The sequence below is a fragment of the Streptomyces sp. CB01249 genome (genome assembly GCF_001905735.1).
In the GTDB taxonomy this organism is placed as follows: Bacteria; Actinomycetota; Actinomycetes; order Streptomycetales; family Streptomycetaceae; genus Streptomyces.
The window spans coordinates 1,256,432-1,269,168 of sequence record NZ_LISW01000002.1; the positions used below are offsets into that span (position 1 = coordinate 1,256,432).

Genomic DNA, 12,737 nt, shown 5'->3' on the forward strand with positions numbered 1-12,737 from the left:
GAATGTGCCTGCACGAGGGTATGGGCGATGCCGCAACGGGGGAGACGTGATTTCGTTGTACGCGACACAGCCGGGTGAAGCGCGGAGCGAGGCGCCGGGCGGGCTCGGGGGCGGGGTTTATTACCCGCGGTTCTTCGAGCCGGGGGACGACCACTTCGGGCGCATCCGTGCCGAGCACGCGTTCCAGTCGCTGACCGAGTCCACCAAGGCCGGGACGGCCCACCGGACCGGGGTCTACCTCACGCCCGTGACCCGCGAGGGGGACGCGCTGCACTTCCGGCTGCTCCGGTGCTCCACGAACCTCTCCGGGCCGACCGAGAACTTCCGGGCGACCGATACGGAGATCGTGGACGCGCTGAACCGGGAGGCGGCCGGCCTCTTCCGGGGGCACGCGCCGCTGAACCACGTGCTGGCGCAGACGTACCACAACACCCGTGCCACCGCGGAGCGCAAGCAGACCAAGGCCCGGATCTCGTCGCACGCCGACAAGACCAAGGACATGCCCCGCAACGGCATCATGGCCTTCTGCACCTTCTACGACCGGCTCGACGGGCTGAGCCCCATGGCCGACGACCCCTACGACTACGGCGTGGGGCGGGCCAGCGCGCTCACCCGGCTCCGCTTCCGGCTCAAGGACCCGGCCGCCGAACGCGAGGACCGGCCCGCGCAGTTCACGCTGACGCTGCACCCCGGCTCCGTCTTCCTCATGCCGCTGTCCACCAACCGCCTGTACACGCACGAGGTCCGGCCCTCCACGCTGAACGCCGAGTACCTGCCGACCCGCCTGGGATACGTGGTGCGCTGCTCCAGCACCGAGGCCGTGCACCGGGACGGCCGTACGTACCTCAAGGGCGCCGCGGGACCGGTGGAGCTGGAGCAGCCCACCGAGGAGGGCATGGCGGAGCTGCGCGGGCTGTACGCCGAGGAGAACCGCTCCACGTCGTTCATCGAGTACGGCGACCGGTTCCGCTTCAGCATGAACGCGGGGGACTACCGTGCTCCCCGGATCTGAGGACATCGTCCGGTGCGCGCTGCCGGGGGAGGCGGACCGCTTCGCGGAGCTGTGCGCGGCGACGCCCATGGAGGACGTGGGGAAGGGCCGGAAGGGCGCCGTACTCACCAGGCCGGACACGGACGGCGGCGTGCCGCTCGTACGGACGACCACGCGGTACGCGCGTCCCGCGCTGCGCTTCCGGGACGTACACGCGCGGCTGGCCGCAGAGGTGCGGGAACGGGCGGGGCTCCCGGCCGCCTTCGACAACGCGCTGGCCGAGCGCTACGCGAGCGCGTACACGACGATGGGCCGCCACTGCGACCAGGCGCTCGACCTGGCCGAGGACACCTTCATCGCGGTCTTCTCCTGCTACCGGGACCCGGACGCGTACCCGCGCCGGAAGCTGGTCTTCGAGTCCAAGGAGCGGCCGGACGCCGGGACGCTGGAGATCCCGCTCGTCCACAACGGCGTGGTCGCCTTCTCCGTGGCGGCGAACCGCCGCCTGCGGCACCGGATCCTTGCGGACCCGGCGGGCGGGGCCGGGGACAACGAGTGGCTGGGCCTCACGTTCCGGACGTCGAAGACCCTCCTCCGCTTCCGCGACGGCGTCCCGTACCTCCCGCAGGGCGTACCGCTCACGCTCGCGGACGAGGCGCGGGGCCGGGAGTTCTACGGGCTGCGGCGCCGCGAGAACGAGGAGACGGACTTCGCGTACCCCGCACTGGACCGCACCGTCAGCGCGAGCGATCTGCTGCCGCCGGTCTGAGCCCGGAAACGGCGGCGCCCCCGGTTCCGGAGCGTTCCGGAACCGGGGGCACCGCCCGCGCGGAGCGGGTCAGTCCTGGCCGCCCACGTGGTGGACGCGGACCATGTTGGTGGTGCCGGGGACACCGGGGGGCGAGCCGGCCGTGATGACCATCGTGTCGCCCTCGTTGTAGCGGCCGAGCTTCAGCAGCTCCGAGTCGACCAGGTCGACCATCGCGTCCGTGGTGTCCACGTGCGGGACGACATGGGCCTCGACGCCCCAGCTGAGCGCCAGCTGGTTGCGGGTGGACTCGTCCGTGGTGAAGGCCAGGATCGGCTGCGCGGCGCGATAGCGGGACAGCCGGCGGGCGGTGTCACCGGACTTGGTGAAGGCGACCAGGGCCTCGCCGCCCAGGAAGTCCGCGATCTCGCAGGCCGCGCGGGCCACCGAACCGCCTTGCGTACGGGGCTTCTTGCCCGGCACCAGCGGCTGGAGGCCCTTGGAGAGCAGCTCCTCCTCGGCGGCGACCACGATCTTCGACATGGTCTTGACGGTCTCGATCGGGTACGCGCCGACCGAGGACTCCGCGGAGAGCATGACCGCGTCCGCGCCGTCCAGGATCGCGTTGGCGACGTCGGACGCCTCGGCGCGGGTCGGGCGGGAGTTGGTGATCATCGACTCCATCATCTGGGTCGCCACGACCACCGGCTTGGCGTTGCGCCGACACAGCTCCACCAGGCGCTTCTGCACCATCGGGACCTTCTCCAGCGGATATTCGACGGCGAGGTCGCCACGGGCGACCATCACACCGTCGAAGGCCATGACGATGCCCTCCATGTGCTCGACGGCCTGCGGCTTCTCCACCTTGGCGATGACGGGGACCCGGCGGCCCTCCTCGTCCATCACCTTGTGGACGTCCTTGATGTCGTTGGCGTCGCGGACGAAGGAGAGCGCGACCAGGTCGCAGCCCATCCGCAGGGCGAAGCGCAGGTCCTCGACGTCCTTCTCGGACAGGGCCGGGACGTTGACCGCGGCACCCGGCAGGTTGATCCCCTTGTGGTCGGAGATCACCCCGCCCTCGATGACGATGGTGTGGACCCGGGGGCCGTCCACGGAGACGACCTTGAGCTCGACGTTGCCGTCGTTGATCAGGATCGGGTCGCCCTTGGCGACGTCACCGGGCAGGCCCTTGTAGGTCGTGCCGCAGATCGACTTGTCCCCGGGGACGTCCTCGGCGGTGATGACGAACTCGTCCCCGCGGACCAGCTCGACCGGACCCTCGGCGAACTTCGCCAGGCGGATCTTCGGGCCCTGGAGGTCGGCGAGCACGCCGACCGCCCGCCCGGTCTCGGCGGCGGCCTTGCGGACCCGGTCGTAACGACCCTGGTGTTCCGCGTGGGAGCCGTGACTGAAGTTGAAACGGGCCACGCTCATGCCGGCCTCGATCAGAGCGACGAGCTGCTCGTGGGAGTCGACGGCGGGGCCGAGGGTGCAGACGATTTTGGAACGGCGCATGAGGCGGATCCTATCGGTTTGTTTCGCTGCGGAATATTCCGGCTGGTGGAAGATACAAAAGGGCGGGGGTCCGCTCAGTTGTCGACCAGTGCGAAGGTCTGGTTGGCGATCTCCAGCTCTTCGTCCGTCGGCACCACGGCGACCGCGACCCGTGCGTAATCCGGCGAGATCAGCCGCGGTACGCCGGACCGTACGGCGTTGAGATCCGCGTCCACCGCGAGGCCCAGCTCCTCCAGACCGGCGATGGCAGCCTCCCGCACCGGGGCCGAGTTCTCGCCCACCCCCGCCGTGAAGACCACGGCGTCCACCCGGCCGAGGACCGCCGCATAGGCGCCGATGTACTTCTTCAGCCGGTGGACGTAGATGTCGAAGGCGAGCGCGGCCCGCTCGTCGCCCTCGTCCACCCGGCGCCGGATCTCCCGCATGTCGTTGTCACCGCACAGCCCCACCAGGCCGCTCTTCTTGTTGAGCAGGACGTCGATCTCGTCCGCCGACATCCCCGCCACCCGCTTCAGATGGAAGGTGACGGCCGGATCGATGTCCCCGGACCGGGTACCCATCACCAGCCCCTCCAAGGGGGTCAGGCCCATCGACGTCTCCACGCACCGCCCGCCCGCGACCGCCGACGCGGACGCCCCGTTGCCCAGGTGCAGCACGATGACGTTGACGTCCGCCGGCTCCTTGCCCAGCAGCTCGGCCGCCCTGCGGGAGACGTACGCGTGCGAGGTGCCGTGGAAGCCGTAGCGGCGGATGCGGTGGGCGTCGGCCGTCTCCACGTCGATCGCGTACCGCGCCGCGTACTCCGGCATCGTCGTGTGGAAGGCCGTGTCGAACACCGCCACCTGCGGCAGGTCCGGGCGCAGCGCCTGGGCGGTGCGGATGCCCGTGATGTTGGCCGGGTTGTGCAGCGGCGCCACGGGGACCAGGCGCTCGATCTCCTTGAGGACCTCGTCGGTGATCACGGTCGGCTCGGTGAACCGCAGCCCGCCGTGCACCACCCGGTGCCCGATCGCCGCCAGCTCGGGGGAGTCCAGGCCGAGCCCGTCGGCGGCCAGCTCCTCGGCCGCCGCCTTCAGCGCCTCGTCGTGGTCGGCGATCCGGCCCTCGCGCTCCCGGGGTTCGCCGCCCCCGGCCAGCGGGGTGTGGACGAGCCGGGAGGTCTCCTCGCCGATCCGCTCGACCAGGCCGGACGCCAGCCGGGAGCGGTCGTCCATGTCGAGGAGCTGGTACTTCACGGAGGACGAGCCGGAGTTGAGCACGAGCACCCGGCTCGGCTTCCGGGCCGCCGCCGCGTCTTCGGTGTTCGGGGTGGTCATGCGGGTCACTCCTCGCCCTGGGCCTGGATCGCGGTGATGGCCACGGTATTCACGATGTCCTGCACGAGCGCGCCCCGGGACAGGTCGTTGACCGGCTTGCGCAGTCCCTGGAGGACCGGGCCGACCGCCACCGCGCCCGCCGAGCGCTGCACGGCCTTGTACGTGTTGTTGCCGGTGTTCAGGTCCGGGAAGATCAGGACCGTCGCCTGCCCGGCCACCTCGGAGCCCGGCAGCTTGGTCGCGGCCACGCTCGGCTCGACCGCCGCGTCGTACTGGATGGGGCCCTCGATCCTCAGGTCCGGGCGGCTCCCGCGCACCCGGTCCGTCGCCTCGCGCACCTTGTCCACGTCGGCGCCGGTGCCCGAGGTGCCCGTCGAGTACGACAGCATCGCGATCCGGGGCTCGACGCCGAAGCGGGCGGCCGTGGCGGCGGACTGCACGGCGATGTCCGCGAGCTGTTCGGCGTCCGGGTCCGGGTTGACCGCGCAGTCGCCGTACACCAGCACCTTGTCCGCGAGGCACATGAAGAAGACCGAGGAGACGATCGAGGCGTCCGGCTTGGTCTTGATGATCTCGAAGGCGGGCCGGATCGTCGCCGCCGTGGAGTGCACCGCCCCGGAGACCATCCCGTCGGCCAGGCCCTCCTGGACCATCAGGGTGCCGAAGTAGTTGACGTCCGAGACCACGTCGTACGCCAGCTCGACCGTCACTCCGCGGTGCGCCCGCAGCTGTGCGTACCGCTCGGCGAACGACTGGCGCAGCTCCGAGGTCTGCGGGTCGATGAGCTGGGTCTCGGCCAGGTCGATGCCGAGGTCCGCGGCCTTCTTGCGGATGACGTCGACGTCGCCGAGCAGCGTGAGGTCGCAGACGTCCCGGCGCATCAGCACGTCGGCGGCGCGCAGCACGCGTTCCTCGGTGCCCTCCGGGAGCACCACCCGGCGCCGGTCCGCGCGCGCCTGCTCCAGCAGCTCGTGCTCGAACATCATCGGTGTGACCCGGCCGCTGCGGGCGACCGAGATCCGGTCGAGGAGGGCGGCGGTGTCGACGTGGCGCTCGAACAGGCCGAGCGCGGTCTCCGCCTTGCGCGGGGTCGCCGCGTTGAGCTTCCCCTCCAGGGTGAAGAGCTCCGCGGCGGTGGGGAAGGAGCCGCCGGCCACCGAGACGACCGGGGTGCCCGGTGCGAGCCGCGCGGCCAGCGTGAGTATCTCCTCGCCGGGCCGCTCGTCCAGGGTCAGCAGCACCCCGGCGATCGGCGGCGTCCCGGCGCTGTGCGCGGCGAGCGAGCCGACCACCAGGTCCGCGCGGTCCCCGGGCGTCACCACCATGCACCCCGGGGTCAGCGCCTTCAGCAGATTCGGCAGCATCGCCCCGCCGAAGACGAAGTCCAGCGCGTCCCGGGCGAGCCCGGAGTCGTCGCCGAGGAGCACCGTGCCGTCCAGGGCCGCGGCGATCTGGGCGACCGTCGGCGCCGAGAGGGCCGGCTCGTCCGGCAGCACCGAGCAGGGGACCGGCAGGGTCGCGGTGAGGCGTTCCGCGACGACGTCCCGGTCGGCGGGGGCCACCCGGTTCACGATCATCGCGAGCACGTCGCAGCCCAGGCCCGAGTAGGCCCGGTACGCGTTGCGGGTCTCGGCGCGCACCGACTCCGCGTTCTGGGCCTGGCCGCCGACCACCGCGATCACCGAGGCGCCGAACTCGTTGGCCAGGCGGGCGTTGAGCGCCAGCTCGTCGGGGAGCTGGGTGGCGGCGAAGTCGGTGCCGAGAACGAGGACCACCTCGTAGTCGACGGCCACCCGGTGGAAGCGCTCGACCAGCCGGGAGACGAGTTCGTCGGTGCCCTGCTCGGCCTGGATCGCGGAGGCCTCGTGGTAGTCCATCCCGTAGACCGTGCCCGGGTCCTGGGAGAGCCGGTAGCGGGCCCGCAGCAGCTCGAAGAGCCGGTCGGGGTCGTCGTGCACCAGGGGGCGGAACACCCCGACCCGGTCCACCTGGCGGGTCAGCAGCTCCATGACGCCCAGGTCCACGACCTGGCGGCCGTCTCCCCGGTCGATCCCGGTCACGTACACGCTGCGCGTCACGCGTGCTCTCCCGTCGTCTCTGGTCCGGTATGGTGCCCGGTTCGAGTGGTAATCGCCCGTTTGACGATACCCGTGGGGGCGGAGGGGCCGCCCGCCGGACGACTGCCCCGCGAAGGCGCCCGCAGGCCGCCCCGGAGCAGCCGGGAGCGCGAGCCGCGCGCCCGGCGTGGGACACTCGTCGTGACTCACGGTACGGGGGAGGCGGAAGAAGCCCCCGTTCCGGATGCCAGTGGACGGGCCCAGCGAGCAGGAGACGGAACAGGATGCGCATCGGAGTTCTCACCGCAGGCGGCGACTGCCCCGGCCTGAACGCAGTGATCCGTTCGGTCGTCCACCGGGCCGTCGTCGGCCACGGCGACGAGGTCATCGGCTTCGAGGACGGCTTCAAGGGCCTTCTCGACGGCCACTTCAGGCCCCTCGACCTGAACGCGGTCAGCGGCATCCTCGCCCGCGGCGGCACCATCCTCGGCTCGGCCCGCCTGGAGCGCGCCCGGCTGCGCGAGGCCGCCGAGAACTGCGCCGAGCTGAGCCGGCGTTACGGCATGGACGCGCTGATCCCGATCGGCGGCGAGGGCACGCTCACCGCCGCCCGGATGCTCGCGGACGCCGGAATGCCCGTCGTCGGCGTCCCGAAGACCATCGACAACGACATCTCCTCCACCGACCGCACGTTCGGCTTCGACACCGCCGTGGGCGTCGCGACGGAGGCCATAGACCGTCTGAAGACGACCGCCGAGTCCCACCAGCGCGTGATGGTGGTCGAGGTGATGGGCCGCCACGCGGGCTGGATCGCGCTGGAGTCCGGCATGGCCGGCGGCGCCCATGGCATCTGTCTCCCCGAGCGCAAGTTCGAGGTGGACGACCTGGTCAAGATGGTCGAGGAGCGCTTCGCGCGCGGCAAGAAGTTCGCCGTCATCTGCGTCGCCGAGGGCGCGCACCCGGCCGAGGGCTCGATGCCGTACGCCAAGGGCGAGATCGACCAGTTCGGACACGAGCGGTTCCAGGGCATCGGCAACCGGCTGGCCGTCGAGCTGGAGAAGCGGCTCGGCAAGGAGGCCCGCCCGGTCATCCTCGGCCACGTCCAGCGCGGCGGCACCCCGACCGCGTACGACCGCGTCCTCGCCACCCGCTTCGGCTGGCACGCGGTGGAGGCCGCGCACCGCGGCGACTTCGGCCGGATGACCGCGCTGCGCGGCAACGACATCGAGATGGTCCCGCTCGCCGAGGCCGTCACCCAGCTCAAGACGGTCCCGCTGGACCGGATGCACGAGGCCGAGTCCGTCTTCTGAGTCCGTTGCGCGGAAGGGGCGGCCCGTTACGCCGGAGGGCCGGCCGCCTCCCAGAAGCGGGGCACGATCCCGGCGAGGAAGGCCCGGCCCTCCTCGCCGGTGTTGCCCGGCCGGTCCGTGCCCGCGCTGCTCCAGCTCAGCGTGGAGACCATCAGCGCCTGGTAGTCGCCGTGCAGCCGCTCCAGGACCTCCTGGACGCGGCGCCGGTCCACCGGTGCCAGCTTGGCCACCGGCCGGGCGTACGCCTGCCACCGCGTCGTCACCGCGCTGCGCAGCAGGTCCGCCAGCTCCTCCTCGCGCCCGGTCGCCGTCACGAAGTCCGCGGGCGTCAGGCCCAGCGCCTCGCTCAGGGCGGCGGACTGCCGCTCGTTGCCCCGCCAGCGCCCCGACTCCTCCATCCGCAGATACGCGGAGGTGGCCATTCCCACCCGGGCGGCCAACTCGTCCGGCGACAGCTCCCGGGAGACCCGGTGCTCGCGCAGGCTGCGCGCGGCCGTCAGCAGCTCGCCCGGGGCACACCACAGCACCCCGGCCAGTGCGGTGAGTTCGTATTCCGTGGGGAGCGCGAGCCCGCGCTCCCAGGCGGCCACCGTCTCGGCGGTGATCCGTAGTCCGTACTGAGCGCCGAGGCCGTAGGCGACATGGCCGGGAGCCATACCCAGGGCCTCGCGGAGTCTTCGGGCGGCGGGGGCGTTGAAAGGCGGAGAGGGGTGCACGGGGACACCGTAAGGAGGTCGGGGCCCCGCTGACTACGGTGTGTTCGCCCGAGAACACGGCTCATAGGAAGGTCCTAGGGACAAAAGCCGCGCCACGGGACCGGTCGCCCCCGCTCAGCGCCCCTCCGGCCGCCACCGGTAGTGCAGCTCGGGCCGTCCCACCTGCCCGTACTGCGGACTGCGCACCGCCCGCCCGGCCGTCACCAGGTGCTCCAGATAGCGGCGCGCGGTGATGCGCGAGATCCCCAGCTCCAGGCCCGCCGCCGCAGCCGTCAGTCCGTCCGGGGCCGCCCGCAGCGCCCCGGTCACCGCCTCCAGGGTCGGACCGCTCAGCCCCTTGGGCAGCCGGGCCGGCTCCGGGGCCCGCAGCGCGGCGAGCGCCCGGTCCACCTCGTCCTGCCCGCTCGCCTCACCGGCCGCCGCCCGGAACTCCGCGTACCGCACGAGCCGGTCCCGCAGCGTGGCGAAGGTGAACGGCTTCAGCACGTACTGCACGACGCCCAGCGAGACGCCCTCCCGGACCACGGCCAGGTCGCGGGCCGAGGTCACCGCGATCACGTCCGCCGAGTGCCCGGCCGCCCGCAGCGAGCGCAGCAGCTGGAGCCCGTGCCCGTCGGGCAGATAGAGGTCGAGGAGCAGCAGGTCGACCGGGGTGCGCTCCAGGGCGCGTACGGCCTCGGCGCGCGAGTGCGCCACGGCGGCCACGGCGAAGCCCGGCACCCTGCCCACGTACAGCTGGTGCGCGTCCGCCGCCACCGGGTCGTCCTCCACGACCAGCACCCGGATCACGACCGCACCCCCGCGCCCAGCGGCAGCCGTACGGTGAACTCCGCGCCCCCGCCCGGACCCCGCTCCAGCGCCACCGTCCCGCCGCCCCGGTGCGCCGCCTGCCGGACCAGGGCCAGGCCGAGGCCGCGCCCCGCGCCGTGCGTCGACCAGCCGGCCCGGAACACCTCGGCGGTGTCCGCCGGGGCGACCCCGGCCCCGTTGTCCGCGACCCGCAGCAGCAGTTCGCCCCCGTCGGCGAGCGCGGTGACGGTGACCCGGCCGCGCACGGGCGCCTCCTGGGTCACCGCGTCCACCGCGTTGTCGATCAGATTGCCGAGGATGGTCACCAGATCGCGGGCGGGGAGCGACGCGGGCAGGGCGCCGTCGTCTATCAGGCTGTCCTCCGCGAGCACCAGCTCCACGCCCCGCTCGTTCGCCTGCGCCGCCTTGCCCAGGAGCAGGGCCGCGAGCACCGGTTCGGCGACCGCGCCCACCACCCGGTCGGTGAGCGCCTGGGCCAGCTCCAGTTCGGCCGTGGCGAAGCCCACCGCCTCGTCCGCCCGGCCCAGCTCGATCAGCGAGACCACGGTGTGCAGCCGGTTCGCCGCCTCGTGCGCCTGGGAGCGCAGCGCCCGGGTGAAGCCGCGCTCCGAGTCCAGCTCCCCGGAGAGCGCCTGGAGCTCGGTGTGGTCGCGCAGGGTCACCACGGTCCCGCGCCGTTCGCCGCCGACCACCGGACGGGTGTTGACGACGATGACCCGGTCCGCCGTCAGGTGCACCTCGTCCACCCGCTCCTCGGAGGCGAGCAGCGCCCCGGTCAGCGGGGCCGGCAGATCGAGGTCGGCGACCCGGCGGCCGACGGCGCCCGGGGCCAGGCCGAGCAGGTCCCGGCCCGCGTCGTTGACCAGGGCGATCCGGCGCTGCCCGTCCAGCATCAGCAGTCCCTCGCGCACCGCGTGCAGGGTCGCCTCGTGGTAGTCGTGCATCCGGCTCAGCTCCGCCGCGTTCATCCCGTGCGTGTGCCGCCGCAGCCGCGCGTTGATCACGTACGTGCCGAGCCCGCCGAGCACCAGGGCCGCGCCGGCCGCCAGCGCGAGGGCGCCCAGCTGCGCCCGCACCTGCGAGGAGACCCGGTCCACGGTGATGCCCGCGCTGACCAGCCCCGTGATCCGGCCGCCGTCGCGGACCGGGGTGACGACCCGGATCGAGGGCCCGAGCGTGCCGGTGTACGTCTCCGAGAAGGTCTCCCCGCGCAGCGCCCGGGCGGTGTGCCCGAGGAAGGTCTCGCCGATGCGGTCGGCGTCCGGGTGCGTCCAGCGGACCCGGTCCGGGCTCATGATCGTGATGAAGGCGATCCCGGTGTCCTTGCGTACCCGCTCCGCGTACGGCTGGAGCGCGGCGGACGGGTCGTCGCTGCGGATCGCCTCCCGGACGGACGGCGATCCGGCCACCGAGAGGGCCACCGCCCGCACCTGCCGCGCCGCCGTCTCCTCGGCCTGGCCGCGTCCGGAGACGTACGCGAAGAACGCGCACCCCGCCACGACGGCCGCCACCAGCACCACCTGCCACGCGAACAGCTGGCCGGCCAGGCTGCGCGGTCGGGTACGGGGAAAACGCATGCGGATAAGTGTGCCTGGCCGAAAACCTAGGTGGGGCCGGCCACCGGGGGGCGGCGTCGCGGGGCTGGGCACGCGCATCTGCGGCGTTGTCGTCAATCACCAACGCTCCGCGTTGGCTCAATCCTCCGCCTTGCAGCTGCACGCACCCAGCCCCGCTCCTTCTTCCACCCCCCGGTGGCCGGCCCCACCTGTGAACGAAATGCACGCAACGGTGACCGGCGTCACAGCGGGCGGGATAGTCGCCGGGACCCCCGGCACGGGGGTGGGACGACGACGACCCGAGGAGACCCCCGTGGCTGTGAGCGCCGCCGAGCCGGAACGCACCAAGCCGGACCGTACGAAGTATCTGTATCTCGCCGTGATCGTGGCCGTGGGCCTCGGCATCCTCGTGGGCTTCGTCGCCCCCGACGCCGCCGTGGAGCTCAAGCCCATCGGCACCGGGTTCGTGAACCTGATCAAGATGATGATCTCGCCGATCATCTTCTGCACGATCGTCCTGGGCGTCGGCTCCGTCCGCAAGGCCGCCAAGGTCGGCGCCGTCGGCGGGCTCGCCCTCGGCTACTTCCTGGTCATGTCGACCGTCGCGCTGGCCATCGGCCTGATCGTTGGCAACATCCTGGAGCCCGGCTCCGGCCTTCACATCACCGAGGCGGTCCGCGCCGCCGGTGAGAAGCAGGCGGCGGGGGCCGGCGAGTCCACCACGGACTTCCTGCTCGGCATCATCCCGACCACCCTGGTCTCCGCCTTCACCGAGGGCGAGGTCCTCCAGACCCTGCTGATCGCCCTGCTCGCGGGCTTCGCACTCCAGGCCCTGGGCTCGGCCGGTGAGCCGGTGCTGCGCGGCATCGGGCACATCCAGCGCCTCGTCTTCCGCATCCTCGCCATGATCATGTGGGCGGCGCCCGTCGGCGCGTTCGGCGCGATGGCCGCGGTGGTCGGTGAGACCGGCGTGGACGCGCTGAAGTCCCTCGCGGTCATCATGATCGGGTTCTACGTCACCTGCGCGCTCTTCGTCTTCGTGGTGCTCGGCGCGATCCTGCGCCTGGTCGCGGGGGTCAACATCTTCGCGCTGCTGAAGTACCTCGGCCGCGAGTTCCTGCTGATCCTGTCCACCTCCTCCTCGGAGTCGGCGCTGCCCCGGCTGATCGCGAAGATGGAGCACATGGGCGTCAGCAAGCCCGTCGTCGGCATCACCGTGCCGACCGGCTACTCCTTCAACCTGGACGGCACCGCGATCTACCTGACGATGGCCTCGCTGTTCATCGCCAACGCGACCGGCGACCCGCTGAGCATCGGCGAGCAGATCTCCCTGCTGGTCTTCATGGTCATCGCCTCCAAGGGCGCCGCGGGCGTCACCGGCGCCGGTCTCGCCACGCTCGCGGGCGGCCTCCAGTCGCACCGCCCCGAGCTGGTGGACGGCGTCGGCCTGATCGTCGGCATCGACCGCTTCATGAGCGAGGCCCGCGCCCTGACCAACTTTGCGGGCAACGCGGTCGCCACGGTCCTCGTCGGTACCTGGACCAAGGAGATCGACCGAGAAAGGGTCGACCAGGTGCTCTCCGGCGCGATCCCCTTCGACGAGAAGATGCTCAGCGACGAGGGCCCGGCCGAGCCGTACGTCCCCGAGGCCCGCGAGGGCGGCGAGGACCGGCCCTCGCTCACCAAGGTCTGACGCCCTTGCCTTGACGTCGGCGTCA

Annotated in this window: 10 protein-coding genes; 4 read left to right on the top strand and 6 right to left on the bottom strand. The window is 72.2% G+C overall.

Going from position 1 to position 12,737, the window contains the following annotated elements:
* The first annotated feature begins 55 nt into the window (after positions 1–55).
* Positions 56–1,012, top strand: coding sequence for a hypothetical protein (locus AMK18_RS14235; protein ID WP_073863049.1), 957 nt, complete (start codon positions 56–58; stop codon positions 1,010–1,012).
* Positions 996–1,760 (top strand): hypothetical protein, encoded by a 765-nt coding sequence (locus AMK18_RS14240; protein WP_073863050.1) that lies wholly within the window; start codon positions 996–998, stop codon positions 1,758–1,760. Before AMK18_RS14235 ends, AMK18_RS14240 begins: the two co-directional genes overlap by 17 nt.
* Before the next feature lie 69 nt (positions 1,761–1,829).
* On the opposite strand, the gene pyk is transcribed toward AMK18_RS14240, so the two are convergent.
* The 3 genes from pyk to pta all read right to left on the bottom strand — a co-directional run bounded on the left by pyk (position 1,830) and on the right by pta (position 6,648).
* Positions 1,830–3,254: a pyruvate kinase gene (pyk, locus tag AMK18_RS14245; RefSeq protein WP_018102578.1), complete on the bottom strand. Its 1,425-nt coding sequence runs from the start codon at positions 3,252–3,254 to the stop codon at positions 1,830–1,832.
* 74 nt (positions 3,255–3,328) lie between these two features.
* Positions 3,329–4,570, bottom strand: a complete 1,242-nt coding sequence (locus tag AMK18_RS14250) for an acetate kinase (protein WP_018102577.1) — start codon at positions 4,568–4,570, stop codon at positions 3,329–3,331.
* Between the two features lie 5 nt (positions 4,571–4,575).
* Positions 4,576–6,648, bottom strand: a complete 2,073-nt coding sequence (gene pta / locus AMK18_RS14255; protein ID WP_018102576.1) for a phosphate acetyltransferase — start codon at positions 6,646–6,648, stop codon at positions 4,576–4,578.
* Positions 6,649–6,911: 263 nt separating this feature from the next.
* Here pta and AMK18_RS14260 point away from each other — a divergent pair, with 263 nt between their 5' ends.
* Positions 6,912–7,937 carry an ATP-dependent 6-phosphofructokinase gene (locus tag AMK18_RS14260; protein ID WP_018102575.1) on the top strand — a complete coding sequence of 342 codons (1,026 nt, stop codon included), beginning with the start codon at positions 6,912–6,914 and terminating at the stop codon, positions 7,935–7,937.
* Between the two features lie 26 nt (positions 7,938–7,963).
* On the opposite strand, the gene AMK18_RS14265 is transcribed toward AMK18_RS14260, so the two are convergent.
* The 3 genes from AMK18_RS14265 to AMK18_RS14275 form a co-directional block, all read right to left on the bottom strand.
* On the bottom strand, positions 7,964–8,593 hold the full coding sequence (locus tag AMK18_RS14265; protein WP_073863051.1) for a helix-turn-helix domain-containing protein: 630 nt from the start codon (positions 8,591–8,593) through the stop codon (positions 7,964–7,966).
* A 174-nt stretch (positions 8,594–8,767) separates the two neighbouring features.
* Positions 8,768–9,442, bottom strand: a complete 675-nt coding sequence (locus AMK18_RS14270) for a response regulator (protein WP_018102573.1) — start codon at positions 9,440–9,442, stop codon at positions 8,768–8,770.
* Complete coding sequence (locus AMK18_RS14275) at positions 9,439–11,040, bottom strand: sensor histidine kinase (RefSeq protein WP_073863052.1); 1,602 nt, start codon at positions 11,038–11,040, stop codon at positions 9,439–9,441. The genes AMK18_RS14270 and AMK18_RS14275 overlap by 4 nt, the downstream gene beginning before the upstream one ends.
* A 298-nt stretch (positions 11,041–11,338) precedes the next feature.
* Between AMK18_RS14275 and AMK18_RS14280 the strand changes: the two genes are divergently transcribed.
* Entirely contained in the window at positions 11,339–12,712 is a 1,374-nt protein-coding gene (locus AMK18_RS14280; protein ID WP_073863053.1) for a cation:dicarboxylate symporter family transporter, read from the top strand.
* The last annotated feature ends 25 nt before the right edge of the window (positions 12,713–12,737 follow it).